The organism is Methylobacterium sp. Leaf112 (assembly GCF_001423295.1).
Classification (GTDB): Bacteria; Pseudomonadota; Alphaproteobacteria; order Rhizobiales; family Beijerinckiaceae; genus Methylobacterium.
The window spans coordinates 1-26659 of record NZ_LMNG01000015.1; the positions used below are offsets into that span (position 1 = coordinate 1).

25 protein-coding genes, 1 tRNA gene and 1 pseudogene are annotated in these 26659 nt (G+C 65.9%); 11 read left to right on the plus strand and 16 right to left on the minus strand.

From position 1 onward, the window contains the following. Nucleotides 1-318 precede the first annotated feature (318 nt). From ASF52_RS09160 to cyoA, 5 genes are read right to left on the minus strand one after another with little or no spacing between them, the layout of a single operon-like run. Complete coding sequence (locus ASF52_RS09160; protein ID WP_156630016.1) at nucleotides 319-1053, minus strand: SURF1 family protein; 735 nt, start codon at nucleotides 1051-1053, stop codon at nucleotides 319-321. Nucleotides 1054-1072: 19 nt separating this feature from the next. Beyond that, nucleotides 1073-1525 carry a cytochrome o ubiquinol oxidase subunit IV gene (cyoD, locus tag ASF52_RS09165; RefSeq protein ID WP_082515259.1) on the minus strand — a complete coding sequence of 151 codons (453 nt, stop codon included), beginning with the start codon at nucleotides 1523-1525 and terminating at the stop codon, nucleotides 1073-1075. Further along, on the minus strand, nucleotides 1526-2173 hold the full coding sequence (gene cyoC, locus ASF52_RS09170; RefSeq protein ID WP_056171054.1) for a cytochrome o ubiquinol oxidase subunit III: 648 nt from the start codon (nucleotides 2171-2173) through the stop codon (nucleotides 1526-1528). It lies immediately after the preceding gene. Nucleotides 2174-2178: 5 nt separating this feature from the next. Then, nucleotides 2179-4182, minus strand: a complete 2004-nt coding sequence (gene cyoB, locus ASF52_RS09175; protein WP_056171056.1) for a cytochrome o ubiquinol oxidase subunit I — start codon at nucleotides 4180-4182, stop codon at nucleotides 2179-2181. Nucleotides 4183-4236: 54 nt separating this feature from the next. Then, nucleotides 4237-5457 (minus strand): ubiquinol oxidase subunit II, encoded by a 1221-nt coding sequence (gene cyoA, locus ASF52_RS09180; RefSeq protein ID WP_082479026.1) that lies wholly within the window; start codon nucleotides 5455-5457, stop codon nucleotides 4237-4239. 405 nt (nucleotides 5458-5862) lie between these two features. Here cyoA and ASF52_RS09185 point away from each other — a divergent pair, with 405 nt between their 5' ends. Then, nucleotides 5863-7197, plus strand: a complete 1335-nt coding sequence (locus tag ASF52_RS09185; RefSeq protein WP_056171060.1) for an MFS transporter — start codon at nucleotides 5863-5865, stop codon at nucleotides 7195-7197. A gap of 41 nt (nucleotides 7198-7238) precedes the next feature. Here the strand turns inward: ASF52_RS09185 and ASF52_RS09190 are convergent, their stop codons facing one another. After that, a complete protein-coding gene (locus tag ASF52_RS09190; protein ID WP_056171063.1) occupies nucleotides 7239-7448 on the minus strand; it encodes a DNA gyrase inhibitor YacG in 210 nt (69 codons plus the stop codon). Continuing rightward, a complete protein-coding gene (locus tag ASF52_RS09195) occupies nucleotides 7445-8113 on the minus strand; it encodes a Maf-like protein (RefSeq protein WP_056171066.1) in 669 nt (222 codons plus the stop codon). The genes ASF52_RS09190 and ASF52_RS09195 overlap by 4 nt, the downstream gene beginning before the upstream one ends. A 220-nt stretch (nucleotides 8114-8333) precedes the next feature. On the opposite strand from ASF52_RS09195, the gene ASF52_RS09200 reads away from it, so the two are divergent. Further along, nucleotides 8334-8407: transfer RNA gene (locus tag ASF52_RS09200), tRNA-Gly, on the plus strand. A 94-nt stretch (nucleotides 8408-8501) separates the two neighbouring features. Here ASF52_RS09200 and ASF52_RS21945 read toward each other — a convergent pair. Next, nucleotides 8502-10012 (minus strand): ISNCY family transposase gene (locus ASF52_RS21945; RefSeq protein WP_156630024.1). Its coding sequence is split into 2 segments (ribosomal slippage): nucleotides 8502-9115 and nucleotides 9115-10012, totalling 1512 coding nucleotides; the frame shifts between segments, so codons are not numbered across the junction. A gap of 1358 nt (nucleotides 10013-11370) precedes the next feature. On the opposite strand from ASF52_RS21945, the gene ASF52_RS09215 reads away from it, so the two are divergent. Next, complete coding sequence (locus tag ASF52_RS09215) at nucleotides 11371-12579, plus strand: S1C family serine protease (protein WP_056171075.1); 1209 nt, start codon at nucleotides 11371-11373, stop codon at nucleotides 12577-12579. Nucleotides 12580-12677: 98 nt separating this feature from the next. Here the strand turns inward: ASF52_RS09215 and ASF52_RS09220 are convergent, their stop codons facing one another. Both ASF52_RS09220 and ASF52_RS09225 read right to left on the minus strand, forming a co-directional pair. Further along, on the minus strand, nucleotides 12678-13061 hold the full coding sequence (locus ASF52_RS09220) for a tetratricopeptide repeat protein (protein WP_244473759.1): 384 nt from the start codon (nucleotides 13059-13061) through the stop codon (nucleotides 12678-12680). Nucleotides 13062-13280: 219 nt separating this feature from the next. Continuing rightward, nucleotides 13281-14156, minus strand: a complete 876-nt coding sequence (locus ASF52_RS09225; RefSeq protein WP_200937393.1) for a hypothetical protein — start codon at nucleotides 14154-14156, stop codon at nucleotides 13281-13283. Between the two features lie 123 nt (nucleotides 14157-14279). Here ASF52_RS09225 and ASF52_RS09230 point away from each other — a divergent pair, with 123 nt between their 5' ends. Genes ASF52_RS09230 through ASF52_RS22500 form a run of 3 tightly spaced genes read left to right on the plus strand, consistent with a single transcriptional unit; the run spans nucleotide 14280 to nucleotide 14887 of the window. Continuing rightward, on the plus strand, nucleotides 14280-14531 hold the full coding sequence (locus tag ASF52_RS09230; protein WP_056171079.1) for a DUF6894 family protein: 252 nt from the start codon (nucleotides 14280-14282) through the stop codon (nucleotides 14529-14531). 12 nt (nucleotides 14532-14543) lie between these two features. After that, nucleotides 14544-14687 (plus strand): hypothetical protein, encoded by a 144-nt coding sequence (locus tag ASF52_RS22945; protein ID WP_200937392.1) that lies wholly within the window; start codon nucleotides 14544-14546, stop codon nucleotides 14685-14687. Then, entirely contained in the window at nucleotides 14684-14887 is a 204-nt protein-coding gene (locus tag ASF52_RS22500) for a hypothetical protein (protein WP_156630018.1), read from the plus strand. Before ASF52_RS22945 ends, ASF52_RS22500 begins: the two co-directional genes overlap by 4 nt. 307 nt (nucleotides 14888-15194) lie before the next feature. Here ASF52_RS22500 and ASF52_RS09235 read toward each other — a convergent pair whose 3' ends face one another. Both ASF52_RS09235 and ASF52_RS23700 read right to left on the minus strand, forming a co-directional pair. After that, entirely contained in the window at nucleotides 15195-15638 is a 444-nt protein-coding gene (locus ASF52_RS09235; RefSeq protein WP_056171082.1) for a helix-turn-helix domain-containing protein, read from the minus strand. Between the two features lie 72 nt (nucleotides 15639-15710). Further along, nucleotides 15711-16067: a DUF4258 domain-containing protein gene (locus ASF52_RS23700; protein WP_156630020.1), complete on the minus strand. Its 357-nt coding sequence runs from the start codon at nucleotides 16065-16067 to the stop codon at nucleotides 15711-15713. Nucleotides 16068-16524: 457 nt separating this feature from the next. Here ASF52_RS23700 and ASF52_RS09240 point away from each other — a divergent pair, with 457 nt between their 5' ends. The 4 genes from ASF52_RS09240 (at nucleotide 16525) to ASF52_RS09250 (ending at nucleotide 20590) form a co-directional block, all read left to right on the plus strand. Continuing rightward, nucleotides 16525-17868, plus strand: a complete 1344-nt coding sequence (locus ASF52_RS09240) for a cytochrome c (protein ID WP_082515260.1) — start codon at nucleotides 16525-16527, stop codon at nucleotides 17866-17868. Further along, on the plus strand, nucleotides 17868-18362 hold the full coding sequence (locus ASF52_RS09245; RefSeq protein ID WP_056171087.1) for a (2Fe-2S)-binding protein: 495 nt from the start codon (nucleotides 17868-17870) through the stop codon (nucleotides 18360-18362). The genes ASF52_RS09240 and ASF52_RS09245 overlap by 1 nt, the downstream gene beginning before the upstream one ends. Further along, a complete protein-coding gene (locus ASF52_RS23705) occupies nucleotides 18359-19009 on the plus strand; it encodes a molybdopterin cofactor-binding domain-containing protein (RefSeq protein WP_443136669.1) in 651 nt (216 codons plus the stop codon). The genes ASF52_RS09245 and ASF52_RS23705 overlap by 4 nt, the downstream gene beginning before the upstream one ends. Before the next feature lie 93 nt (nucleotides 19010-19102). Continuing rightward, entirely contained in the window at nucleotides 19103-20590 is a 1488-nt protein-coding gene (locus ASF52_RS09250; RefSeq protein WP_443136670.1) for a xanthine dehydrogenase family protein molybdopterin-binding subunit, read from the plus strand. 97 nt (nucleotides 20591-20687) lie between these two features. Here ASF52_RS09250 and ASF52_RS09255 read toward each other — a convergent pair whose 3' ends face one another. Together ASF52_RS09255 and ASF52_RS23710 are read right to left on the minus strand one after the other, a co-directional pair. After that, nucleotides 20688-22931, minus strand: coding sequence for a calcium-binding protein (locus tag ASF52_RS09255; RefSeq protein ID WP_156630027.1), 2244 nt, complete (start codon nucleotides 22929-22931; stop codon nucleotides 20688-20690). Nucleotides 22932-23242: 311 nt separating this feature from the next. Beyond that, nucleotides 23243-23452 carry a hypothetical protein gene (locus tag ASF52_RS23710; protein WP_056171093.1) on the minus strand — a complete coding sequence of 70 codons (210 nt, stop codon included), beginning with the start codon at nucleotides 23450-23452 and terminating at the stop codon, nucleotides 23243-23245. A gap of 41 nt (nucleotides 23453-23493) precedes the next feature. Between ASF52_RS23710 and ASF52_RS09265 the strand changes: the two are divergent. Next, nucleotides 23494-23943 (plus strand): annotated as a pseudogene (locus tag ASF52_RS09265) (transposase); the annotation flags it as partial. 71 nt (nucleotides 23944-24014) lie between these two features. Here the strand turns inward: ASF52_RS09265 and ASF52_RS09270 are convergent. After that, nucleotides 24015-25457 (minus strand): NAD-dependent succinate-semialdehyde dehydrogenase, encoded by a 1443-nt coding sequence (locus tag ASF52_RS09270; protein ID WP_056171099.1) that lies wholly within the window; start codon nucleotides 25455-25457, stop codon nucleotides 24015-24017. Nucleotides 25458-25540: 83 nt separating this feature from the next. Next, nucleotides 25541-26335 (minus strand): class II glutamine amidotransferase, encoded by a 795-nt coding sequence (locus ASF52_RS09275; RefSeq protein ID WP_056171100.1) that lies wholly within the window; start codon nucleotides 26333-26335, stop codon nucleotides 25541-25543. Nucleotides 26336-26659: the final 324 nt, after the last annotated feature.

Consider the following 26659-nt stretch of genomic DNA (forward strand, 5'->3'; position numbering starts at 1 on the left):
CCGGATCATCCATCCGATAACGCCTCCAAGAGAACCGGCGCCGCCGCCAAGACCAAAGTCCCGCTGGCCGCCGCCGATGAACAGGCTTCTACGGGCCCACAGCCCAACCGTCAACGGCCAAATGACGGATTTGCGAAAAAACTTGCATCCGGCTCGGCAGAAGCCGCCCATGGCCCGCCTGTGCCCCGCAAACGGGATTTCCCGCGAGATGTGCCATTCGAACCGGTGAGCCGTGCCCCTCCGCTCCCCCGCCGTGCCCTGCCTCGGGGCCGTTCCCAGCCGGTTCGGTTGAGCGGAGCCCCCTACCCTCTCGCGGGATCAGGCGGACCGGGCGCCTGCGCGGCGCCTTGCATCGCGAAGCACGTAGGCGGCGGCGCCCAGCACCATGGCTGCGAGGGCGAACCAGGTCAGGGCGTAGACGAGGTGGTTGTCCGGGAACGCCACGACCGTCAGGCCCCCCTGCGGTAGGCCTCCGGGATTGGGTGTCGCATCGGCATCGACGAAATACGGCGCCACCCGCGACAATCCGCGATCGGCGGCGATGGCGGCGACATCGCGCGAGTACCAGCGCCCGGCCGCCGGATCGTTGTCGCGCAGGAAGGCGCCGCCGGGCTCCGACAGACGCAGCAGGCCGGTGACCCGCACGGGACCGGCGACCTGGCCCGCCGCGCGGGTGGCGGGGTCGCGGCGGTCCCTCGGCACGAAGCCGCGATTGACCAGGATCGTCCCCCCCTCCGCCATCAGGGGGGTCAGCACCCAGAACCCCGCCCCGGCCTCGGTCACGGCCTGGACCAGGGTCTCGCGGTCATGGGCGAACAGGCCCGAAACGAAGACGCGGGTGTAGGGCTCGCAGGCCGGGGCACAGTCGGTGGGGGCCGGCACCGGCGCCGCCTGCAGGCGCGCGTCGACCCGGGCGACGAGGTCGTGCTTCCAGGCGCGGCGCTGGAGCTGCCACGTTCCGAGGCAGGCGAGGCCCGCGGCGACGAGGCAGGCGAGGAGCCCGAACAGCCACAGGCCCGCGCGCGGGCGGGCCTGTGGAGCGGGTGCGGTCACGGGCGGCCCGCGCCGGCGATCAATGCTGGTGCTGATGCGGCGCCGGCGCCGCGACCCCCGGTTCGGTCGGCGTCGATTGGGGGGCCGGCATGTGCATGCCGTGGTCGGCCGGCATCATGTTGGTGTCGAGGTGGTACATCACCCACACGGACCCCACGAGGGTGATTAGCACCAGGGTCAGGGTGAAGATCAGGGCGAGAATCGTCCACCCGCCCTCGGACTTCGTGTTCATATGCAGGAAGTAGACCATGTGGACCACGATCTGCACCACGGCGAAGCCCATGACGACGATGCCGGTGAGCCTCGGATTGCCGAGGACGTCGCTCATCACCAGCCAGAACGGGATCGCGGTGAGCACGACCGAGGCCAGGAAGCCGGTCATGTAGTCCCGGAACGTGCCGTGGCCGCCGGGCTCCTCGTGGACGTCGCGCCCACTGCCCCGCGTGTGCAGGTCCTCCGATGCGACGCTCATCTAGAGGACTCCCATGAGGTAGACGAAGGTGAACACGCCGATCCAGACCACGTCGAGGAAGTGCCAGAACATCGACAGGCACATCAGCCGGCGCTTGTTCTCGTCCCCGAGCCCGCGCATCTGGACCTGGATCATGAGGATCACGAGCCAGACGATGCCGAGGCTGACGTGCAGGCCGTGGGTGCCGACCAGGGTGAAGAACGCCGACAGGAACGCGCTGCGCTGGGGCGTCGCCCCCTCGTGGATGAGGTGGTGGAACTCGTAGAGTTCGAGGCCGATGAAGCACAGGCCGAACAGGCCGGTGACGCCGAGCCACAGCAGCATGCGGCCCTGTTTCTCCTTCTCCATCTCCAGCATGGCGAAGCCGTAGGTGATGGAGGAGAACAGCAGCATCGAGGTGTTGAGCGCCACGAGCTTGAGGTCGAACAGGTCCTTCGGCGAAGGACCGGCCGCGTAGTTGCGCCCGAGCACGGCGTAGACGGCGAACAGGGCCGCGAAGATGAGGCAATCGCTCATCAGGTAGAGCCAGAAGCCCAGCATCGTTCCCCCTTCGGGATGATGCTTGCCCTGCGCGTCGTGGAAGACCGGGGTGTCCCCCGGTCCCTTGAAATCGTCGGCGGTGAAGGCCGCCGTGGAATGCGCCGCCATGGTTCTCAGACCCGTTCCGCCAGGAGTGCCGTGCGCGCATTCTCCGTCCGCACGACCTCGTCGACGGGAATGTAGAAGTCGCGGGCGTAGTTGAAGGTGTGACCGATGGTGACCACCGCCAGCGCCACGAAGCTGAGCGCCGCCAGCCACCAGATGTACCAGATCATCGCGAACGAGAAGACGATGCTGAGCATCCCGAGGATGATGCCGGCCGCGGTGCTGCGCGGCATGTGGATCTTGTTGAAGCCGCTCACCGGCCGGACGTAGCCGCGCTTCTTCATGTCCCACCACGCGTCATGGTCGTGGACCACGGGCGTGAAGGCGAAGTTGTAGTCCGGCGGCGGCGAGGAGGTCGCCCATTCGAGGGTACGGCCGTTCCACGGATCGCCGGTCAGGTCGCGCAGTTCCTCGCGCCTCAGGAAACTCACCACCAGGGTGACGATGAACGAGGCGATGCCGAGCAGGATGAGGAACGCCCCGAAGGCCGCGATGACGAACCAGATCTGGAGCGACGGGTCGTCGAAGTGCTGCACCCGGCGCGTCACGCCCATGAGCCCGAGGATGTAGAGCGGCATGAAGGCGAACCAGAAGCCCGTGAGCCAGAACCAGAACGAGGTCTTGCCCCAGAACGGATCGAGCTTGTAGCCGAAGGCCTTCGGGAACCAGTAGGTGATGCCCGCGAGCATGCCGAACAGCACGCCGCCGATGATGACGTTGTGGAAGTGCGCGACGAGGAAAAGCGAGTTGTGCAGCACGAAGTCGGCCGGGGGCACCGCGAGGAGCACGCCGGTCATGCCGCCGACGGTGAAGGTCACCATGAAGCCGACGGTCCAGAGCATCGGCACGTCGAAGTCGATGCGGCCCCTGTACATAGTGAACAGCCAGTTGAAGATCTTGGCCCCCGTCGGGATCGAGATGATCATCGTCGTGATGCCGAAGAAGGAGTTCACGCTGGCGCCCGACCCCATGGTGAAGAAGTGGTGCAGCCACACGAGGTAGGACAGGATCGTGATCACCACCGTGGCGTAGACCATCGAGGCGTAGCCGAAGAGGCGCTTGCGCGAGAACGTCGCGACGATCTCGGAGAACACGCCGAAGGCCGGCAGGATGAGGATGTAGACCTCCGGGTGACCCCAGATCCACACGAGGTTCACGTACATCATCGGGTTGCCGCCGAGATCGTTCGAGAAGAAGTGCGTGCCCACGTAGCGATCGAGGGACAGCATCGACAGAACGGCGGTGAGGACCGGGAAGGCGGCCACGATGAGGATGTTGGTGCAGAGGGACGTCCAGGTGAAGATCGGCATCCGCATCATGCTCATGCCGGGGGCCCGCATCTTCACGATGGTGGCGATGAGGTTGATGCCCGAGAGCAGCGTCCCGATCCCGGCGATCTGCAGCGCCCAGATATAATAGTCGACGCCGACCCCGGGGCTCATGGCCGGTCCCGACAGGGGCGGATAGGCGAGCCAGCCCGTGCGGGCGAATTCGCCGACGAACAGCGAGGCCATCACCGTGAGGGCGCCGCTGACGGTCATCCAGAAGCTGAAGTTGTTGAGGAACGGGAAGGCCACGTCGCGGGCGCCGATCTGCAGGGGCACGACGTAGTTCATCAGGCCCGTCACCAAGGGCATCGCCACGAAGAAGATCATGATCACGCCGTGGGCCGTGAAGATCTGGTCGTAGTGGTGCGGCGGCAGGTAGCCCTCGTTGGCGCCGAAGGCCATGGCCTGCTGGGCCCGCATCATCAGGGCGTCGGCAAAGCCGCGCAGGAGCATGACCAGGGCCAGCACGATGTACATGATGCCGATCTTCTTGTGATCGACGCTCGTGAACCAGTCGCGCCACAGGGGCCCCCAGAGGCGGAAATAGGTGAGGCCGCCGAGGACCACGAGGCCGCCGAGGCCGACCATCGCGAAGGTGACGAGGAGGATCGGCTCATGCAGCGGAACGGCGTCGAGGGTCAGCCGCCCGAACAGGAGCTTCTGAAGATCCGGATTGGAGAACATGGGCCTGTCTCGTGAGAGGAGTGCCGAATGGGGCCGCGGGCGGAGGCGTCCGCGTTATTTGTTGAGCTGACCGGGGGCGACGGGATCGGTGCCGCCGGGTCCGTCGCTCTTGGTTCCGTCCCCGGCCGGAGCGGCATCCCCCGCGCCGGTGGCGTGACCGGAATGATCGTGGCCGGAATGGTCCGATCCCGAATGCGGCTTCACCTCGGGCGCCGTGGATTTCGGCTTCATGCCCTGCGGCTGCTCGGGGCTGTGCGACGACCGCCCCGAACCGCCGACGGTGGCGGCGTTGCCCTCGTCGCCGCGCTCGGCGTAGCGATTGTCGTATTCCAGGCGCGCCCGGTTGGCGTGGCTGTCCTTGCCGGCGCCGCCCTTGGCGTCGATGGCCATCATCTCGTGCATGCACATCTTGCCGGGCACGGCACACATGTTGAGCACCCGCCCGTAGAGGCCGGGATCGACGGAGGAGTAGAACGTCACCGGCTCGCGCTCGCTCGGCCGCTCGAGTTCGAGGTAGGCGTCGCGGCTGAGCGGCTTGTCGGCCGCCTTCGCCTTGGCGACCCAGGCGTCGAAGCCGGCCTGATCGAGGCCGACGAAGCGGAAGTTCATGCGGGAGAAGCCCGAGCCGCTGTAGTTCGCCGACATGCCCTCGAAGGTGCCGGGCTTGTTGATCACGGCGTGCAGCTTCGTCTCCATGCCGGGCATGGCGTAGATCTGCCCGGCCAGCGCGGGGATGAAGAACGAGTTCATCACCGTGGCGGCCGTGATCTTGAACGTGATGGGCACATCGACGGGGGCGGCGATCTCGTTGACGGTGGCGATGCCCTGATCTGGGTAGAAGAACAGCCACTTCCAATCGAGTGCGACGACCTCGACCACCAGGGGCTTCACGTCCTTCGGCAGGGGCCGCGACGCGTCCAGGCGGCTCAGCGGCCGGTAGGGATCGAGGGTGTGGGTGCTGATCCAGGTGAGCGCGCCGAGCGCGATGACGATCACCAGGGGCGCCGACCAGATCAGCACCTCGAGGTGGGTCGAGTGGTGCCAATCAGGATCGTAGGTCGCCGCCTTGTTCGACGCGCGGTAGCGCCAGGCGAAGAACAGGGTCGCGGCGATCACCGGAATGATGATCAGCAGCATCAGCCCCGTGGAGGCGAGGATGAGGTCGCGCTGCCGCATGGCGATGTCGCCCGACGGCTGCATCAGCACCATGTTGCAGCCCGACAGCAGGCCGAACACGGGCAGGAGGAGGAGCGGTCTCAGAATTCTGACGGTCATGGGATCGGCTGACGCGGACTCGATGATGCCGCCCGTGCCGTGCCGCGGATCGGCGTCACGTCGAACGTGGCGCCTAGTGCGATGCAACAGACCGGCCTGACAAGGGGAAAGGTATGCTCTCAGGTAGGCACTGGGAGCATAGCCAAACCCTTTCCCCCGAGGCAATGTCCCTTACCGCCTCAGGGACATTCTCCCGCCCCGGTGGCATCGTGTCCCCGTCCCGGCCGCGGCGCCGCGGCTGCGACAGGGCAGCGCCGTTTCCGGGCCGGAGCGGCTTTCGCTTTGACGGGTGGTGGCGGCAGGCCCTAATCAGGACCGAGACTAGGTCAGGATCGAGACGAAGGGGCCGCGCCCAGGCGGACGCATCGCCCCCCATCCATCAACCCAGCGAGCAGACGTTTCCCGATGAGCGCAGATTACGCAGTGCCGTCCTCGTCGGAGGCGGAGCGCCACGCCCACGAGGCCCTCTCGGACCATACGGTCGCCCCGGGCGAGATCGCCATCGGCGTGGTGATCGGCCGCGCCGCCGAGTATTTCGACTTCTTCGTCTACGGCATCGCCTCGGTGCTCATCTTCCCGAAGGTGTTCTTCCCCTTCGCGACGCCGCTCGCCGGCACGCTGTATTCCTTCGCGCTGTTCGCCCTCGCCTTCGTCGCCCGGCCCATCGGCTCGGCGATCTTCACGGAGATCGACCGGCGGCACGGGCGCGGGGTGAAGCTCACCATCGCGCTGTTCCTGCTCGGCGGCTCCACGGCGGCCATCGCCTTCCTGCCGAACTACGCGACGCTGGGCGCCACCACGATCTGGCTGCTCGCGGCCTTCCGGTTCGGCCAGGGCCTGGCGCTCGGCGGCGCCTGGGACGGCCTCGCCTCGCTGCTCGCCCTCAACGCCCCCGAGGGAAAGCGCGGCTGGTACGCGATGATGCCGCAGCTCGGCGCGCCCATCGGCTTCATGCTGGCCTCGGCCCTGTTCGCGTTCTTCCTCGCCAACCTGTCGGAAGCCGACTTCCTCGATTTCGGCTGGCGCTACCCGTTCTTCGTCGCCTTCACCATCAACGTGGTGGCGTTGTTCGCCCGCCTGCGCCTCGTGGCGACGGAGGAATTCGTCCGCCTCATCGAGATGCGCGAACTCGAGCCGACGCCGGTGCTCGAGACCGTGCGGGTGCATGGCCGCGACATCCTCGTCGGCGCCTTCGTGCCCCTGGCAAGCTTCGCGCTGTTCCACCTCGTGACGGTGTTCCCGATCTCGTGGATCAACCTGTTCACCCAGCGCTCGGTGGGCGAGTTCCTCATGGTGCAGTTCGCCGGGGCGGTCGTCGGTGCCGGCGCCATCGTGATCTCGGGCATCGTCGCCGACCAGATCGGACGCCGGACCCTGGTGGCCATCGCGGCCGGCTTGATCCTGCTGTTCGCCCTCGGCAGCATCGTGGCCCCACTGCTCGTCGGCGACAGCGAGGTCGGCCAGACCATCTACGTGTTGGTGGGCTTCGGTCTGCTCGGTCTCTCGTACGGCCAGACCTCGGGCTCGGTCACGAGCAACCTCGGCACCCGCTACCGCTACACCGGCGCGGCGCTCACCTCGGATCTGGCTTGGCTCATCGGCGCCGGTTTCGCGCCGCTGGTCGCCCTCAGCCTGTCGAGCGAGTTCGGTCTCGCCTGGGTCGGCGTCTACCTGCTGTCCGGTGCCGTCGCGACCCTCGCGGCCCTCGGCTACAACCGGCGCACCACCGCGACGGCCTGAGTGACTCGCCGTTCCACGGATGCGTGGAACGGCGCACCGCCCTACTCGGAACGGTCGCGCCCTGCTTGCGGCGCGGCATCCTCGTCCTCGTCCTCGGCGGTGGGGATCGCGTAGCGATCCGTCAGCCAGCGGCCGAGATCGACGTCGGCGCAGCGGGTCGAGCAGAACGGACGGAACTCCGGCTTGGCCGGCTTGCGGCAGATCGGGCACGCCTCTTCGGGCGCCGTCGGCCAGGGAATCGGTCCGGTCACAGGCTGCTCCCCGGTGCTTGTCCCCACGCTCCCCGAACGGGAAAACCCTCGCCTTCCAAGAGACTTAGGGTCTCGTAGAGCGGCAGGCCGATCACCGCGCTGTGCGAGCCGACGAGCTTGACCACGAAGGCGCCGGCCAGCCCCTGGATGGCGTAGCCGCCGGCCTTGCCGCGCCATTCCTCCGAGGCGACGTAGGCCTCGATCTCGCGACTCGACAGCCGCTTGAACCGCACCCGGGTCTCGACCACGCGTTCGCGCCGGGTGCCCTTCGGCGACAGGAGGCACACCGCCGTGTAGACCCGGTGCTGGCGCCCCGAGAGCAGGCGCAGGCAATCGGCGGCCTCGTCCGCCACCTCGGCCTTCGGCAGGACGCGGCGCCCCACCGCCACCACGGTATCGGCAGCAATCACAAAGGCTTGGCGCATGTCGTCACGCCGCCGCGCCGCATCGCCCGCGACGTCGAGCTTGTCGCGCGCCAGGCGCCGGGCGAGCTCGCGCGGGGTCTCGGACTTGCGCGGCGTCTCGTCGACATCCGCCGGCAGGAGCGCGTCGGGCTCGATCCCGGCCTGCTGCAACAGGGCGAGCCGCCGCGGCGAAGCGGAGGCGAGGACGAGGCGGGCGCCGCCCGATGGCGCGGGTGACCCTGAGGCATCTGCTGTCGTCACGTGCGAACCGTCATGCGAAAAAAGTGATCCAGCCAAAGGACTTACGGGAACCTCCGCCGGCCCGGAGCGACACCGCCCGGCAAGCCGCGCGACGCTATCGGAATCCGGCCCGTATGGGAACGCACGCAGCCCCCATCAAGGCCGTGGACAACGCGACCGTGTCTGGTATGGTCCCTCCCGCGGCCCCAAACGCCGCACCGCAGGCCCCACGCCGCGGCTCGCGGGCGTAGTTCAGTGGTAGAACGTCAGCTTCCCAAGCTGAATATGCGGGTTCGATTCCCGCCGCCCGCTCCAAGCTTTCTCCTTTTAAATGAAACGCTCAGCGCCCTCGGCGTACCTGCTCGGAGTTGCGTCTCACAGACGGATCTCACACAGCCGTCGTTTTTTTCTAGGACGGCAAAGTCTGCTGTTGGGCTTGGCGTTCGAGGGCGGTGAGGTAGGCATCGGGATCGCGTCGGAAGCGGGTTCGTGCGACGCGCGCTTGGCGCCTGTCATCGAGGGATCTGCGCAGGTCTTGCCACCGTGCGCGATCGACCCGGCCGAGATCGCGTCCGGACAGGATTCGAGCCCGCGTGCCGATGCCTGCCACGAGCCGGACCGACCCGCGCAGCACCGCCCCGGGCGAGGCTGTCTTGCGCCCGGTGGCGCGGCGCTCGTGATAGCGCTGCGAGCCGAACAATTGCTCCAGGGCGTTGTTGGTGCGGGGCAGGCCGGCGACGTCGGGCGCGTGGAACAGTCCGGGCCGATAGCTCCGCGCGACCTTGCGGAAGTGGTCGAGGGCCGCGCCAAGATCGACCACGCGCCAACGGTGGCGCTGCATCGCGGCGAGCAAACCGTCGAAGCGCCGCCGGACCTGGGCGCCCGTCTCCCCGGCGGGATCGGCCAGCAGGCGGGCGGCGGCGTGCACGAAGACGAAGCCTTGGCGGACCGCCGGCCAGAGCGCGGCGGTGCGGGCGAACGCCCGCCCGATCAGGAGCGCGAGCCGGGCGAGCGGGCGCGAGGCCCCCCTTTTGAGCGCACCCGCTCCAGGCTGCCGGCCACCATCTCCAAGCGCTCCTTCAACCGCAGCCCTGCCGCATCGAGCGGTGCGCGCCCGTCGTCGGTGATCGCGCTGCGCACGGCGCTGGCGTAGCCGCGCACCACGTTCGCCTCGGCGTCGCTGCGTCCCTCCACCGCCCGCTCGATCGGGCGCACGCCACGCACCGCTTTCTTCAGTTCCTTCTTGGCGTGCCGGTCGGCCTCGAAGATCGGCAGCGCCGCCTCCCGCAGGAAATGGAAGTGGCAGAGTTGATGTGGAACCTCCGGAAGGGCCGTGGCCACCGCCTTGCGGATGGAGTGCTGACCGTCGCTGATCACGCCCGCCACCGGCACGCCCACGGCGTCGACCACCTCGCGCAGTAGCACGGTCAGATCCTCCGCGGTCCCCGACAGCAGGCTGCGCGCCAGCAGGACCGTCCCCGAGAGACAGTCGCGTAGCACCCAGAGCACCTCGTGGCCGACATCCGGCTGCAGACCGTCGAGGGCGAGGACGATCCGGTCCTGCCCACCAAGCTGCCGGCGCAGGTGCTGAGGATCGCCGAGCCGGGTCGACACCACCTCGTCGTAGCGGTCGAGCAGGTTTGTCACGCTGCGCGCGGCGATGGGCACGCCGCGATCACGCAGGATCGCGTGGATCTCCGGCACCGAGCGATGTTCGCGGTGGCGCAAGGCTCCCACCAGCGCCATCACGTCGAGGCCGAACTCGTGCTGCGGCAGCGCCAGTGCGCCTTCGGCCTCCGGGCGGTAGGGCTTGCGGAAGCGGGCGCAGCCCTCGGCCTCGCAGCGGCGGATCTTCAGGCGCAGCCGTTGCGTGCCGGACAGCGTCACCAGCGTGCGTCGGTTCTCGTAGCGGATCCGCATGCTCTGGCCGCAGGCCGGGCAGAGCCGCCGAGCGGGCTGAAGCACCCGTTCCACATCCGGTGTCCGCGATTGCGTTCGCGACATCCCGCGCCTCTCAAAAGGCGCCCCCACCACCAAGCCTACCAAACAGCAGACTTTGCCGTCCTAGTTTTTTTTGGCTGTTTGCCTCTTGCCAGCGCCGGAGGTAGCTGCCCTCTCACATCAGGGAGCGGCGATGCGAATTTCCCATTTCGTTGACATCATGCCGGCGCGAGCCAAGGGAGTAGGACGCCGCTGCGATCGGCCGCCCTACCGCTTATCTGAGCGATTCGACGATCTGGAAGACGCCGCAGAATTCGCCCTGGTCCACCTCGAAGAACGCGGACGGATGCTCACCGAGTGATCGTTCAACATCGTCGACGAAGCAGGCCGCATCATTCTCACGGCTGACAACCCAAAGCCATGAATCGATGCGAGGTCGCCTGCGAAGCGCGCATTGGTTCGCTTGGCCGTATCTCGTCTGCCGCCGGCAACGCGGGGCGGGGGGCCAGTAACCCAACGTCTACGGCGCAAGCTGCAGAGCCAGGCTCGACACGTAGGGCGCGGAGGCGTTTGCCTTCGCTTCGTTCTCCGAAGGACCGAACAATAGATCTGACTAATTTTCAGCGGACCGTTTTCAAGGCTTTAACGCCATATGGAAACCAAGCGCTCGCATGGACTTGAGCTGTATTATAGTCGCCACCAGTCCGAGATCCAGGCAGTTCAGATCTTAACACCCACGTTTGTTTGGGCTGAAAGATCGAATCATTAAATTTGTTGCGAATTCAGCAGAACAAAAAATGGAATCCTGCTGATGATGCCCTTCACAAGCTCGGCCGTTCAAGTAAGTTCTATCACGAGCGCAGAGTTGCGAGCGCCGCTATCCAGCATAAGTCTTGGCATCTTATAAATGCTAGGACGATCAGCTGAGTGTCGCTGTAGAAATTCTGAGCCTTCCCTCGCCTTGGGTGGTTCCTGTGAAGTCTTCGAAAATCGTTCTGAGTACCTTAGCCGCTGCGTTGCTAGGCTGCACATCCCTGATGCCAAGCGCATCGGCTGGCCCGTTGGACGGCTTGGCCGACGGTGCGATCGGATTTGCTCTCGGCGCGATGGTTGCTGCGCCTCGCCATGTCTACCACTCCCCTCGGCCCCAGCGGGTAATTGTCTATCGAGATCGACCGGCCCGTCGTCACGTAGCCGCCGCGCCCGCGCGCCGCAGATCCGCGCCGGTGACGAGCGGTGCCGCCATCAGCACCGTGTCCGATCCGTTCGCGGGATCTGGCGCCGCCCGGCCGATCCCCGTCGCCGGTCGATAGCGCTCGCGGCAAAGGTTGGCACTCATGCGTGTTGTGCGCCCCCTCGTCCTCGGCGCCCTGGCCATTTCGTCCGCATTCTGCGGCCCACGCGAAGCCACCGCCTGGCCCATGCTGAGCGTGGACAAGACGATGGGCAAAGTCTCGGGGTGGTCGATCGGCGTTAGCCGGTCGATGGGCGGCTGCCTTGCCGCCGCGACCTATCAGGACGAAACCACGGTTTGGATGGGCTTCGACGGCGAGAAGGACGAAGCCTTCCTCGCCTTCACCAACCCGAAATGGAGATCCATCGAGGCGGAGCGCATCTATCAGCTTGTCATGCTGACGGGGCGCGGGCGGTGGAAGGGCCAATTCTTGGGCTTGGCGCACGGGGACCACAAGGGTCTCATCGCGTCTGGGCTGAAGAAGGGCTTCGTTGTCGACATCGCCCGAGCCGGCGGGATCGAGGTTGTATTCGAGCAAAAACGGATCGCGAAGCTCTCCTTGTCGGGATCTTCTGACGCCATCGGCGCAATGATCGACTGCCAGAAAGCCATCGTCGAAGCGAAAGCCGAGAGTCCGTCTCCGAAGGGGAAGACAATCCCCGACGGAGGCTCGACGCCACGGCGGAATGGTACCTCTTCGGGCACCGGTTTTTTTGTGTCCGATGCTGGGCACGTGCTCACGAATAATCATGTCATTAGCGGCTGCGCCGAAATCGACGTCGCGAAATTCGGTCTGCCGTCCCTAAGGGCTCGCCTCGTCGCCACCGACGTCCAGAATGACCTCGCCGTGCTGAGCACCGGCTTCGACCACCCCATGGTCCCGGCCCTATCCTTAAAACCGCGGGTCGGCGAAAGCGTTTACGCGTATGGGTTTCCGCTGCCGGACCTGCTGGCCGCATCCGGCAACTTCACGGTGGGAAACATCACGGCGGCGGCGGGCCTTGGTGACGACACGCGGATGCTGCAGATCTCGACACCGGTCCAACCTGGCAACAGCGGCGGGCCCCTGATCGATCAATACGGCGCCGTGGTCGGTGTCATCGCCTCCAAGTTGAATGCTATGACCGTCGCCAAGGTCAACAATGACATTCCGCAGAACGTTAACTTTGCCATCAAGTCGACGATCGCCCTGAACTTCTTGGATTCCAACGGGATCGTCACGCCGACCGGCACGAAAAACGCGACTCCGATGGACCCGGCTTCCGTCGCCGAACAGGCAAAGATGTATACGGTCCACGTCACCTGCCGCTGAGGGCAACTGCCCTCGGCCGGCCGAGATCACCCTGCCGCCCCGTCCTGGTCCGTTCCCCGACAGGACTTTCGCGTCGACGCGCGACTATCTCCGACCGATCAGTTGCAGCCGACGCTGCCGCATAGAGTGTTCGCACCCGTCGCCGACACACTTACGGGCGGCGGCGCGAACAGCGCGGCGCGGGCGAGGCGAGCTTCCTCGTTATCGGGCTTGAGACGGAGAACCTCGTCGTAGTCGCGCGCTGCCGCCGCCCGGTCGCCGAGCTGCGCATGAGACTTGGCGCGGTTCGTGAGCGGCCAAATGAAGGTAGGCCGCAAGATGTGGGCCCGCGTGAAGTCGGCGACAGCGGCAGCATGGTTGTTCAGGCCAGCCTGCGCGATCCCGCGATTCTGGAAGCTGTAGGGGTAAGCGTCATCCGCCCGGATCGCACTCGTGCAGTCGACGACTGCCGCCGGAAAGGCTGAGCGGTCGTTGTGGGCCATGCAGCGCCCATCTAGGGCAATGGCGCGCTGTCGGGGCGTGCGGGCTTCCGCGAGGAGGGCCGAACAGCCGGTCACGCGGGCCTCTGCCTGACCGGACCGGCAGTCCTGCGCCGCATTTGCGAGCGCCCGCGATCCCGGTCCCGCTCCCCACGTGACGAGGATGGCGATGGCGAGGGGAAGGCGCGGGAGGGTTGGTGTACTGAACATCCTCGTGTTTCCTCAGCAGCACCGATTGGTGAAACGGTCACCGCTCGGCAGTTGCATGGAGTTCATCATCTTCAGGAGCTCAGCGCGGTACACCTCCCCGTATTCGGCCGGGAAGCGGCCGCCGATATGTGTGATGGCGCTGCGGTCGTCGCGGCGGATCGAGACGAAGTCGAGGTAGGTCCGGTCGTCGAAGGCGCCTTGGCCGCGGGCAGTCCCGCGTCCTTCGAGGATGAACCCGCTACGACCAGGCGCTGTGATGATCTCCTGCGATCGTGAGACCTGTGTCCGGCGCGGCAGGATCTGCTCGTTCATATACTGCCGGGCATCACCGCAGCGCTCGTTCGGGCTGACCTGAACGTAGATCGCCACCTGTTCCCCGTGCTGGCGCGACTGCCAGACTGTGCTGAAGGATTGCTTCTGCGCGTCGAAATGATCGTCGGCCATGGGTTTGATCTCAAGCAACTGGCTCGAATAATTCAGGGTCCAGCCTGACGCGCTTCGCGCAGGCGTGCGCTGGTTCTGGAGCCTTTCTTCGTCGGCCCTTCGCTGGGCGTCGAGACGTTCTGCTTCGCGGCGGCGCTCTTCATCCGCCTGACGTTGCGTCTCTGCCCGCCGACGGACCTCTTCCTGCCGGTCCCGCTCGCGTTGGGCCTGCTCCTCCCACCGGCGCCGGTCGTCGGCCTCCCGCTGCTGACGCAGTTGATCGGCGTTCTGCTGACGGTCACGGAGGCGGTCGCATTCAAGCACGTGGCCCTCGACGATTCCACGAAACCGGCCGGCCGGGTAGGCGCCAAGATAGCTCGACGCGCTGAGTCGATACGCGAGGGCAATTCGCTCGGCCTCAGATAGGCGGATCTCAACAGGCGGCTCGTGGGGATGGGCGTGCATCTCGCATCCGACTCCTGTTAGAACAGAGGGGGAACAAACCGCATCTCGGCCGGTGGTTCAATCGATACGGCCAAGTCTGGAAAGGCGCCGGTGGACGCCTGTGGAGTGCGGGGTAGAAGCTCAATGCCGACGCGGCTTTACCGCTTCCACTGCACGGACGGGCACGATCTCGTGGTCGATCTGCGCGGTCGGCGGATTCTGACGGTGGCACTGATGCGCCTTCACGCGGAGCAGGTCGCCCTCGACCTCATGGCCCGGGGCGCTCGGCTCGATTGGTCGGACTGGCACGTCGAGGTCTACGACGAGAAGGGCCGCGCGGTGCTGGCGAAGGCGTTCACCGAGGTTCGGTATGACCGGCAGGCCGGGCGTGCCTAACGGGAGATGACCGTGGCAATGAAGACGACGTTCCGGGTGCGGGCCTCCGTGGTCAAGACGAAGCAGCTGGTGCCGGGCGAACTCGAAGCCGCGACGATCCTCGGCCAGTTCGGCGAGGTGCCGCAGGACTTCGCGGAGAGCGTGCAGGGCGGTTGAAGCGGGCATCCGGCGCGGCGGTGATGGGCGAGGTCTACATCGCGGTGGGGCGCCTGCTGCCGTTCGCGGCCGGGCTCGGCGTGGACGAACTTACACTGCGCCTGATCGCCCTGACGGTCTGGACGGACAGCGTGGAGCGGACGGCCGAGGAGAAGGTGGGCGAGGTCCGACGTCGGTTGATGCGGGCGGCGGGGGCATAGAACGACGAAAGCCCCGCGCGGCTCGTGCCGGCGGGGCTCTGGGTAGGAATCAGAAATGACAAGCGGCGATATTTGGAGGGCTGGCTTGGTCGGGGCGGTCTCCGCTGCGATCTTCCTTTGGGGGTATCGTCGGCATTAGAAAGAAATCCGAGACGACCCACGTTTCAAGAAGCTGGACGCCGCCGAGCGCGAACAGAGAACCGGGCTGCCTGAGCGACCGCCCTCGTTTTTCGACCGCCTGTTCAGGCGTAAAAAGCCCGGCGCGCCATGATGGCGGCCGGGCCTGGATCAGAGCAGCTCTGCGGGCTTATGCAGCGATCTTGTAGTTCGTAGGATCCGAGCCGTCGATGCGGATCGGCGCCGTCTCAGCGCTCGGCACGCACCAGCCCGCGATTTCACGAACGCCGGACTCGGGCAGATTTAGCGCCTCTATCGCTCCGAGCCGGATGATAGCCTCGGCGTTGCTGTCGATCTCGATTTCATTGCGCTCCCACCGACTTACGGCCAGCGGCTCGCGATGAACGATCGCCGCCAACTGAGCTTGAGTCATTCCCATCTCCGTTCGCAGGAACCTCAATTCAGGCCCGGTGATTGCCGACTGCTTGATGACGATTCCGTGGGCGATGGCTTGATGCAGGCCATTGATGTTGGGGATCGTCACGCATTCTTCGCCCGCGTCATCTTCGACGAGGTTGCCCCCCTCGATGTAGACGTTGTCGAGACCGCTCTCCTTGTAGCGATACGCGTTCATAGTTTCCCTCGTACAAATAGGCAGGGGTCATCCTTGACCCCAAAAGATGTATCAATTTCTACCGCCGAGCCTTCATTTTTCGTCTTTCCACATTACTGTAACTAATTTGATAAGACCAGAATTAGGGTCTGGAACGGCTACCACACGAACGATCCTGTTGCCCGAATTAGGCGAACGGCTCTCAACGCGGTACTTAAACAGACTAGGTTGGGTAGACTCCTGGGCGGCGTCACAAACGAAACCATGTTTCAGCACGTACAGCGCATCGCCTATGAACAAGTCCCTGATTGAGAGCTGGTCCCGGGCGTGCCCTGAGGATGTCAGATTTAATTGGTCGCTCTTGGCGAGCTTCCAAATTTCATCGGTCGCATCCGCTGGCTTCCAGGGCTGAAGTTTCACCACCCGTTCCCCCGGTGTTGAGCGAAGCACTTATCATGGTGATAAGTTCCTTGCCATACATAATAGGGAGTATGCGCATCACAAGTGGGTGGGACTGTCACCAGGGCAACACTCGCTCGGAATGAACCGCCCGCGCCGAGGGCCTATCAACGCTTGGCCACACAGCGAAGTGCTAAGTCGCACGCACGAAAAACCCGCCACGGCCGGGGCCGGGCGGGTGGAGGTGGAATCCTCGGGAGGAGCGACGCATCCTCTCATTTGATAGGTTTCATGCAAGCCCCCCATCGCTGACGTCCCTTCCGGTCCGTGAACAGACTGCCGAGGATCATGCCGACGAGGGCGGCGATCAGGGCATAGACGGTGCAGAGATCTTGCGGGTCGTGCGGGGGTCCTCGGTAAGTACCCTATGCGAACACGATACGGGAACGACAAAGCCGACGATGGAAAGCTTGGAACCGGCCCCTTCGCCGACAGCTTTCCTGGGGCAATGGCGATCAGGCAGTTGCGGAACGATGATCCTCCCTTGAGGTTGCGACGGATCGGATTTGCCGCGGGAGCTGTGCTCGTCCTCAGCAGCCTCGGCTTTCTCGCGGTCGCCTGGCACCCTGCTATTCCGCCGGTTGAATCCGTCCCGAGAGCCGCACCTGAACACGTTCGCGCCGGCGAGCGCCTGGCAAAACTGGGCTATTGCGCCTCGTGCCACACAGCTGAAGGCGGTCAGCCTTATGCCGGTGGGCGGCCGATCGCGACTCCGTTCGGCACGATCCACGCCACCAACATAACCCCGGACCCAGGTACCGGGATCGGCCGATGGTCCCTCGACGCTTTCACCCGTGCCATGCGGCAAGGGATCGACCGGGACGGACGCCACCTCTATCCAGCGTTCCCCTACACGCACTACACCGGCCTGACGGACGACGATGTCGGTGCACTCTACGCCTACGTGATGAGCCGCCGCCCCGTCGAAGCGACGGCGCCGGCCAACACCCTACCGTTCCCCCTCAACCTGCGTCCGTTGATTGCCGGCTGGAACCTGTTGTTCTTCCGGGAGGGACGGTTCGCCCCCGACCCGGGGCGCGATGAGGCCTGGAACCGGGGCGCCTACCTCGCCGAGGCCCTGAGCCATTGCGGCGCCTGCCACAGTCAGCGCAATTTCCTTGGCGCCGAGGTCACTGCACGAGCCTACACAGGCGGCGAAGCGGACGGCTGGTGGTCGCCGGCCCTCGGGGCCAAGAGCACGGCCGCTCCGCCATGGACTGAAGCGAGCCTCGCCCGCTACCTCGTCGGATGGGATCCGCAACATGGCGGTGCAGCGGGGCCCATGGGTACCGTGCTGAAGGCTCATGCGGGCGTACAAGGCTCCGAGATCAAGGCGCTCGCCCGCTACACGGCCAGCTTGTTCCCAATGCCGGCACCGGACCGAGCACCCCTCGACAGGCCGATACCGGAGGACGATCCTTCACTGACGCGCGGCGCGACGATCTACGCCGGGGCGTGTGCGACCTGCCACGAGAGCGGCGGCTGGGCCGCTGGCGGCGTACCCTACACTGTCACCTCGCTCGGACAGCGCAGTTCCGTGACGGGTCCCGATCCGCGCAACCTGATCCACGTCCTGCGCGACGGGATTGCACCGGAGCAGGACAGCGCCGGCCCGATCATGCCGGCTTATGGCGACACGCTCACCGCCGGCCAGGTCACGGATCTCGCCGCCTATCTTCGAGCTCGGTTCAGCGATGCGGGCCCGTGGCTGAAGCTGGACGAAACCGTTCGTGCCCTGATGCCGAGAGCCCCCGAGCCGCGCAGCGCGACGAAACTGGAGGGCCGGCCTTGATGTCCACGGATACGACCCTTCTGGTGAACGGACGCCATGAAACCTTCTCGGCCGATCCCGAGACCCCGCTGCTGTACGTCCTGCGGGACGACCTTGCCCTCAACGGCGCCAAGTTCGGCTGCGGGCTCGGCCAATGCAGGGCCTGCACCGTGGTGGTGGGCGGGCGGCCTGTCCTGTCCTGCCTCACCCCCATCGCGGCGCTCGCCGGGCGTGCCGTCACCACGGTAGAGGGCCTCAGCACCCCCGAGGCACCGGGCCCCCTGCAACAGGCCTTCATCGACGAAAACGCCGCGCAGTGCGGCTACTGCATCGCCGGCATGCTGATGCGGGCCCATGCCCTGCTCCAGCGCAACCCATCGCCAAACGAGGCCGAGATCCGGGAGGCGATGCGACTGAACCTCTGCCGCTGCGGCACGCATCTGCGCATCCTCGCGGCGATTCGGCGCGCGGCGGACCGCCCCGATACGCGACGGGCGGATGGAGCGCAGCCATGACCCAAGGTCTCAGCATTTCGCGCCGAGCCCTCGTCGGCGGCGGCCTCGCCCTGCTGATCGGAGCTTCGCTCAAGGGAGCGACCGAGGCTCAGGAAGCCGTGACGCCGCCCCCGGTAAGGCCCGGGCTTCCGGGCGGGCTCAAGCACACGCCTCTGGTTGACGCTTGGATCCAGATCGGTTCGGACGGCGGCGTCACCGTCCTCACCGGAAAGGCCGAGCTCGGGCAGGGCATCAAGACGGCCCTCATCCAGGTGGCGGCCGAGGAACTCTCCCTAGCGCCCGCCGGCCTGCGCCTCGTGACTGCCGACACCGGCCTGACGCCGAACGAAGGCTACACCGCCGGCAGCCATTCCATGCAAGATTCGGCCACTGCGATCCGGCACGCGGCGGCCGGCGCCCGTGCGATCCTCGTCGCGGCGGCCGCGCGACGCTGGGGCATCGCGCCAGAAGGCCTCGGCCTCGACAATGGGGCTGTTATGGCGCCGGACGGGCGGCGGCTTCCCTTCGCGGACCTGATCGCGGAGGCCGACCTTCACGTGGAGGCGACGGAGAACACGCCCGTACGCAATTCGAAGGATCACACCGTCGTGGGCCGAGCGCTGCCGCGCATCGACATTCCCGGCAAGGTCGCGGGCGGTGCCGCCTAAGTTCAGGACATTCGCGCGCCCGGCATGGTCCACGCGCGCATCGTGCGACCGCCCCGGGCCGGCGCGCGCCTCGTCGACGTAGAAACTGCAGCGGTGACCGCCCTGAAAGGTGTGATCCGGGTCCATCGGGACGGCGACTTCCTTGCCGTGGTGGCCCGGCGCGAATACGACGCGGTCCTGGCCATGCGCGCCCTTGAGCGGGCCGCGCGCTGGGAGGGTGGCGCAACACTACCCGAGCCCGGGCGCTTGTTTGAGATCCTGGCAGCGTATCCGGCCGAGCGCACCGTGATCCAAGAAGCCGGACAAGCGGCCGCGCCACCGGGAGGGCGAACCCTGACGGCTCGCTATCGGCGACACTACCAGATGCACGGGTCCATTGGCCCGTCCTGCGCGCTCGCGACGTTCGACGGGACGGAGCTGACGGTGTGGAGCCACGCGCAGGGGATGTTTCCCCTCCGCAAGGCCATTGCCGAGATGTTGTCCCTGCCGGAAGATCAGGTTCGCTGCATCCACGCAGAGGGCTCGGGCTGCTACGGACACAACGGCGCCGACGACGCTGCCGCCGACGCGGCGCTCCTCGCCTATGCGCTTCCAAGCCAGCCCGTCCGCGTGCAGTACACCCGCGAGCAGGAACACCTGTGGGATCCCTACGGCGGAGCGATGATAGCCGACGTCTCCGCGACCCTCGGTGCTCACGGCCGCATCTCGGATTGGAATTACTGCGTTCGCAGCCCGACACACCTGACCCGGCCAGGCGGCGCGGGGCAGCTTCTCTCGGCGCGCCTCCTTGCGAAACCATTCGCTGAGCCGCCGCCCAAAGCCCTGCCGCAACCCGAGGGCGGCGGCGACCGTAATGCGATCCCGCTCTACGCACTGCCGCGGGCGAGGGTCGCCCACGACTTCGTCTCGGCAATGCCTCTCCGGGTTTCGGCCCTGCGCAACCTTGGCGCCTACGTCAACGTCTTTGCCATCGAGAGCTTCATCGACGAGCTTGCGGAGGCCACGGGAGCCGATCCGGTCGCCTTTAGGCTCGCCCATCTCGATGATCCACGGGCGAGGAGCGTGATCGAGACGGCCGCGGCGCAGTTCGGATGGGGCAAACCCGTCGGCCCCAGACGCGGAGTCGGGCTCGCCTTCGCTCGATACAAAAACCTTGCGGGCTACGCTGCCGTGGCCCTCGAGGTTTCCGTCGATGCGGACACCGGCCGCGTGCGCATCCAGCGGACTGTGGCGGCCATCGATGCCGGCGAGGTCGTCAATCCGCACGGCATCCGGGACCAGGTCGAGGGCGGGATCATTCAGGCGATGAGCTGGAGCCTCTACGAAGAAGTGCTATTCGACGCCCAGGGCGTTCGAAGCCGGGATTGGAGCACCTACCCCATCGCCCGCTTCACCGATGTGCCCGAGACCATTGCAGTCCATCTCGTCGACCGGCCCGGCCAACCGTTCCTTGGGGTAGGCGAGGTCGTGCAGGGGCCGACCGCCGCCGCCCTCGGCAATGCAATCCGAAACGCGACAGGGGTGCGCCTGCGCGATCTGCCCATGAGGGCAGCGCACATCAAGGAAGCGCTCGCCACTTGAATGCAGTTGGCGACCGTGCGCCAATCACCGCGCTGGCCCGGCCCGAAGGGGATTCGCATGCCGATCGGGCCGAGGTCGCCCCTGGCCCCGTCCGCGATCAACCAATAAGCCCGCCGCCGAAAGTACCGTCGGCGAAGTTCGAGCGCCCTTCATACAAGCCGTACTGCAGGAAATGCTGCATTGGGTTGAGCCCAACCAGCGTGACATCGCCATAGGCCTTCAGATAGTTCGAGGAGTCGAAGCCGACGGACGGGTCGCGTCCTTCCTTCCACCCATACTGATCATAGTGGGTTAGAGGATTGATGTTGGCCCCCGCTACGTCGGTGTAGGCATTGAGGTAGGCTTGGGCCTCGAATACCGCGTTCGGATCGCGGCCCTCTTTCCACCCGTACTGCTCGAAGTGGTTGCGGGCGTAGGCGAAGCTGTCACCCGTCTTCGCCGCTTCCACAGCGACATCGGAATATGACAGGAGGTAGAACTCCGCATCGAAGGCACCACCCTTGAGGTCTGCAGTTCGACCGATGGCCTCATTGATCGAGCGGCCCTGCGCCTGGCCGTACTCGATGTAGTGCTGTAGCGGATTCAGACCGGCCGCGGCCACGTCCGGGTTGCGAGCGAGGTAGTACTCGTTGTCGAACGACGCGCCGGGATCGCGGCCCTGCTTGAAGCCCGCGTCGCGGTACTGGGAGAGGGCATCCGTCCCGGCTTGAACTGCGTCCTGATTGGCGGTGCGGTACCCGCTGGTGGAGAAAAAGGCATTCGGGTCACGGCCCTCGGCAGCACCGTACGCTGCATAGTGCGCGTCGGCATCCTGACCCGCGGCGGCGACATCGCCGTAGCGGTTGAGGTAGTACAGGTCGTCCACCAGGGGAGAGCCGTCTGCCACGTCGACGGTGCGGTCGCTGAACTGGAACTGCTCGATGCCGCGTAGGGTATCAGTACCTTCCGCGCCTGTGATGGTGACGTAGCCATCAGCACTTCGGCCAAGGGTCGCCGAGCCGAGCGTGTAGGCGAAGATCGCCCGGTCTATGCCTGAACCCCCGTCTAGGAGATCATTGCCGCCACCGCCGATGAAGGTGTCGTTGCCGGCACCGCCCGAGAGCGCATCATTGCCAGCGCCTCCGACAAGAAAGTCGTTCGCAGACCCACCGGTGATGACGTCGGCACCCATGCCGCCGTTGATGTAATACGGACGTGCGTCTTGGGTGGCAGCGAGGGTGTCATTACCGGATGTCGCGAGCGTGACGAATTCGAAGCCGTCGCCACGCTGAACGCCGGAGACGAGATCACGTACGTCGAAGGTTGTGCCAGGTGCCGCGGCGAAGGTGATGCCTTCATCATCGAATCGACTGACCGCTCCGGTGAGCGTGTCGTCTGCGCCTTCGGCCTGGAGGCGCACAGCGAAGCCGCTGTCCTGATTGGCCAGCGTACCGCCATCATTGATGTTGCCGTTGCCAACTTCAGCCGAGGTGAAGCTAAGCCGCACTTGTCCAGCGGCAGCCGCAACCACATTGACGAGATCGGAGCCATCGCCAAGATCGACGCTGTCAGCTCCATCCGTTGAGACGTTGAAGGTTGCGGTGTCGTCACCGGCGCCTCCGAAGATCGTGTCGTTGCCCTGGCCGCCCGTCAGGGTGTCGTTGCCGGCGCCGCCATCGAGAATGTCGCTACCAACGCCGCCATTGATGAAGTCGTTACCATCGCTGCCGTAGAGGCTATCGTTCCCAGCGCCGCCAACAATGTAGTCGTTGCCTAGACCGCCGGTAATATTATCACTACCCATACCGCCATTGATATATTGGGGCCGCGTGTCCTGGACGGCAATAAGGGTATCGTCTTCGGACGTTCCAAGAATTACTGAAATAAACCCGCTGCCATAACTTATGTTCGAGCCGCGCTCTTGGACAAAAAGACCAGCCCCGGACTCAAATGTAATGCCTTCATCATCAAACCGAGCACCATTTCCAGTAAAATTATAATCAGTATATCCGCTCAGGTATGAAGAAGATGTTCTTTCAATGGACACGGCCAAATCGCCGTTTGGGTTTGTTAACGTATTTCCAGCCAGAGGACTGCCATTTCCAACCCCGTCCGACTCTAGCGTAAGTCTAGTTTGAAATTGATTAAATTTTATCGGCGGTGTATTTGCAAGGACATTTACCGTATCAAATCCCGAACCAAGATCGGTTTTATCTAATCCGCCTAATGGCGCTTCATAATTTACGGTATCGTTCCCGTCACCGCCGGTAATTATATCATTCCCGGGAAGCCCGTTGATTACATCGTCCTCTGGACCACCGACCAATACATCAGCCCCAAAAGTACCGGTAATTACTGCCATAGAACTAATGCTCCACATCGATACACTCGAGGCAGCATGGGTAACACGCTGTGTGCATCAAATCTTTGATTCGCCTCCCATCGTATGCCAACCTTCGCCAAGGAGGCGAGAAGTTTTTGCCCATTCCCACAGCGCTAACATTCGATCTACCAGATGCTGTGAGACCCTGTTTCATAAGGCTCGGGCCATCCGTCTGACGAGGATCAAAGCTACGGCGAGGACGAAGCAGGTGAGCGCAGAGGACGGAGTAGCCTCATGGTCGCGAAGAGGCTGCGGCAGGGGGCGATCCAACTGAGCGTCCGCTCGATGACCTACCGCCTGGGCTGCACCGCAAAGCCCTTCTGGCCCTCCTTGGGTTCGACGATGTCGACCGTGATGGTTGTGGCAGCGCCAACGCGCTCGCCTCGATAGGCACGGTCGGCAAAGCAGTGCGCCAAAAAGGGAAACAGTCCGCGCGAGGCGCGACGCAGGGCGATCGCGCCGTGGCTGTCTTGCAGGTCAGCGGGTAAGACCGCAGCCACGAGGAGGCGGCCGTCCGTATCCGTCAGCGTGTGGCGTTTGCGCCCGACGACCCGCTAGGCCGGATCGTCACCGCGTTCGCCGGCCACCCCCACGCCACGTCGGAGCGATCTGTCCGGCCCGGGGCGTCGGCGCAGGCTTGGTCATGCCCCGCTGCACCACCGAAGCCATGGCCCATCACCTCGAAGAGATCGCTGCGACCGTCGCTCCGGGTGCCCACGCCGTGCTCCTGCTCGATCAGGCCGGCTGGCACACCACTAGGAAGCTGCCCGTCCCCGTCAAGATCATCCTACTGCCCCTGCCGGCGCGCTCACCCGAACTCAACCCCGTCGAAAACCTCTGGCAGTTCATGCAGGACAACTGGGTCGGCAATCGCTTCTTCCGATCCTATGCCGACATCCTCGACCACTGTTGCGACGCCTGGAACAGGATTATCGCCCAGCCCTGGCGCATCACCTCCATCGGATTGCGCCAATGGGCACATGCGTGCTGATCAATGGGAGTTGGTATTACGTATCATCCGACCGACCCAGCGGAGGGACGCGCAGCTCCGAAGTCCCGCCCTCAGCCCCCTACGCTCGCCTGGCTCACGAACTTCGTGGTGAGGTAGGCCTCGATGGCCTCCGAGCCGCCTTCGCTGCCGTAGCCCGAATCGCCGACGCCGCCGAACGGCGTCTCGGGCAGGGCCAGACCGTGGTGGTTGATGCCGATCATCCCGCTGTGAACCCGTGCGGCGACCTCGGTTGCCCGTGTGCCGGAGCGGGTGTAGGCATAAGCCGCGAGACCGTAGGGCAGGCGGTTGGCCTCGGCGTATGCCGCTTCGTCGTCGGAAAACCGCTGGATCAGCGCGACGGGCCCGAACGGCTCCTCGTTCATGATGCGGGCCTCGACCGGCACGTCGCAGAGCACCGTGGGGGCGAAGAAGTTGCCGCGGTTGCCGATGCGGTGCCCCCCGGTCCGCAGGTCCGCCCCGCGGGCGACGGCGTCGGCGCAGAGGGATTCCATCGCCTCCAGGCGCCGGGCATGGATCAGCGGCCCCATGGTGGTCTCGGGATCGAGACCGTCGCCGACCTTGCGTGCCTCGCTGAAGGCGACGAAGCGATCGCGGAACACTTCATAGATCGAATCGTGGACGAGGAAGCGGGTCGGTGCGACGCAGACCTGTCCGGCATTGCGGAACTTGTTGGCGCCGAGGACGGCCACCGCCTGCTCGATGTCGGCGTCGGCGAAGACGAGGGCCGGGGCATGGCCGCCGAGCTCCATCGTCACCCGCTTCATGTGGCGCCCGGCCAGGGCCGCGAGTTCCTTGCCGACCGCGGTCGAGCCCGTGAACGAGATCTTTGCGATGACCGGGTGCGGGATGAGATACCCCGAGATCGCAGCCGGATCACCATAGACGAGCGAGAGCACGTCGCCCGGCACGCCGGCATCGAGGAAGGCGCGTACGAGTTCGGCGCAGCTCGCCGGGGTGTCCTCCGGTCCCTTCAGGATCGCCGGACAGCCGGTGCAGAGGGCGGCCGAGACCTTGCGGACGGCCTGGTTGATGGGGAAGTTCCAGGGGGTGAAGGCCGCCACCGGCCCCACGGGCTGGCGCAGGACCATCTGGACGACGCCGTCGGCGCGGGCCGGGATGATGCGGCCGTAGGCGCGCTGCCCCTCCGCCGCGAACCAGTCGACGACATCGGCGGCCGCCAGGGTTTCCATCCGCGCCTCGGCCAGGGGCTTGCCCTGCTCCAGGGTCATGATGCGGGCGATGCCGTCGGCGCGCTGACGCAGGAGATCGGCGGCCCTGCGCATGGTCTTGCCGCGCTCGAACGCCGAGACCCGACGCCAGGCTGCAAAGCCGCGTGCGGCGGCCGCGAGCGCGCGGTCGAGATCGGCCGGGGTGGCGATGGCGCAGGTGCCGAGCGTCTCGCCGGTGGCCGGGTTGAGGACCGGCAGGGTCTCGCCGCCGGCGCCCTGGGCCCAGGCACCAGCGATGTGCAGGCTCACGTTCGGATACGTCATCGTCGGCTCCCGCGCAGTTGGACCTGCGCGGGTTGTCCGCCCTTCGCGCGCCGCCCGCAACCCGTGCGGCGCCGCGCCGGACGTCAGGCCGCCATGCGCTCGGCCACGGCCTGATCGGGTCCGCGCAGAACCACGCTGCCCCCGCGCGTCGCCTGGAGGGTACCGCCCTTCGGCACCACGTTCCAGCCTTCGCGGCACCCGTCGATGGGCTCGGAGACCACCACGAGGCCGGTCTCGGTCTGGCGGTAATACAGGCTCGGGGGCCGCCCGTCGCAGGCCCAGCGGTAGGCGGTCAGGGTCTCGCCGTCCGTGACCACGGCGGTGAAGCGCAGGGGCTCGGCCGCTTCGGCGGCCTGCATGAGATCGCGCACGATCGAGAGGGTACGGGCCATCGCACCGACGGGGTCCTCGGCGAGGCCGTTGGCGAGGGCCAGGAGGAAGATCGCCTCCGAATCCGTGGTGCCGCGCCGGACATCGTAGAGATCGTCGGGGATGAGGGCTTCGAGACGGCGCTTGATCTTGTGGTAGCCGCCGATCTGCCCGTTGTGCATGAACAGGTGCCGGCCATGGGCGAAGGGGTGGCAGTTCGCCCGCGTCGTCGCCGTGCCCGTCGAGGCACGGACATGGGCGAAGAACATCCGCGCCCGCACCTGTTGGCATAGGTTGACGAGGTTCTCGTCGGACCAGGCCGGGCAGACATCGCGGTAGAGGCCGGGCTCGGCCCGCTCGCCGTACCAGCCGATGCCGAAACCGTCGCCGTTGGTCTCGGTCTTCGCCTCCGTCGCGTGCAGCGACTGGTGGACCAGCGAATGCGTCGGCGCGCAGACGAGGTCGGTCAGGAAGACGGGGTCACCGGAATAGGCGAGAAAACGGCACATGGCAGGCAGACACCTCCTGTGGGATTCGGGCGGGGCGCCTCCCATCCGCCGGTGAGCGACCCCGCTTCGCGCACCTGCCGTTTCGTCATCGAAGCCCCGACACTCGGGCGATCGTGGTGAACAGAACGTTAACCCGCCGCCGGACCGAGGCTGTGCCGCTTCGATGCAAGAGACGCACCGCATCCCTGCGATGGACCCACACCGTGGCGAGAAGACGATGACGGCGGCGCGAAGGACCACGGATGCCCGACCGGGATCGACGGTTGCGGGAACCGCATAGCCGAATTCGCACTTGCGACCCTTGTCCAACAAGACGTGGCAGCG

What these genes read in the sequence shown, in the direction of transcription:
- cyoD (WP_082515259.1), bottom strand. Translation starts at nt 1,525, where the DNA reads ATGAGCGTCGCATCGGAGGACCTGCACACGCGGGGCAGTGGGCGCGAC.
- cyoC (WP_056171054.1), bottom strand. Translation starts at nt 2,173, where the DNA reads ATGGCGGCGCATTCCACGGCGGCCTTCACCGCCGACGATTTCAAGGGA.
- cyoB (WP_056171056.1), bottom strand. Translation starts at nt 4,182, where the DNA reads ATGTTCTCCAATCCGGATCTTCAGAAGCTCCTGTTCGGGCGGCTGACC.
- cyoA (WP_082479026.1), bottom strand. Translation starts at nt 5,457, where the DNA reads ATGACCGTCAGAATTCTGAGACCGCTCCTCCTCCTGCCCGTGTTCGGC.
- ASF52_RS09185 (WP_056171060.1), top strand. Translation starts at nt 5,863, where the DNA reads ATGAGCGCAGATTACGCAGTGCCGTCCTCGTCGGAGGCGGAGCGCCAC.
- ASF52_RS09215 (WP_056171075.1), top strand. Translation starts at nt 11,371, where the DNA reads ATGCGTGTTGTGCGCCCCCTCGTCCTCGGCGCCCTGGCCATTTCGTCC.
- ASF52_RS09220 (WP_244473759.1), bottom strand. Translation starts at nt 13,061, where the DNA reads ATGGCCCACAACGACCGCTCAGCCTTTCCGGCGGCAGTCGTCGACTGC.
- ASF52_RS09225 (WP_200937393.1), bottom strand. Translation starts at nt 14,156, where the DNA reads ATGCACGCCCATCCCCACGAGCCGCCTGTTGAGATCCGCCTATCTGAG.
- ASF52_RS09230 (WP_056171079.1), top strand. Translation starts at nt 14,280, where the DNA reads ATGCCGACGCGGCTTTACCGCTTCCACTGCACGGACGGGCACGATCTC.
- ASF52_RS09235 (WP_056171082.1), bottom strand. Translation starts at nt 15,638, where the DNA reads ATGAACGCGTATCGCTACAAGGAGAGCGGTCTCGACAACGTCTACATC.
- ASF52_RS09240 (WP_082515260.1), top strand. Translation starts at nt 16,525, where the DNA reads ATGGCGATCAGGCAGTTGCGGAACGATGATCCTCCCTTGAGGTTGCGA.
- ASF52_RS09245 (WP_056171087.1), top strand. Translation starts at nt 17,868, where the DNA reads ATGTCCACGGATACGACCCTTCTGGTGAACGGACGCCATGAAACCTTC.
- ASF52_RS23705 (WP_443136669.1), top strand. Translation starts at nt 18,359, where the DNA reads ATGACCCAAGGTCTCAGCATTTCGCGCCGAGCCCTCGTCGGCGGCGGC.
- ASF52_RS09255 (WP_156630027.1), bottom strand. Translation starts at nt 22,931, where the DNA reads ATGGCAGTAATTACCGGTACTTTTGGGGCTGATGTATTGGTCGGTGGT.
- ASF52_RS09270 (WP_056171099.1), bottom strand. Translation starts at nt 25,457, where the DNA reads ATGACGTATCCGAACGTGAGCCTGCACATCGCTGGTGCCTGGGCCCAG.
- ASF52_RS09275 (WP_056171100.1), bottom strand. Translation starts at nt 26,335, where the DNA reads ATGTGCCGTTTTCTCGCCTATTCCGGTGACCCCGTCTTCCTGACCGAC.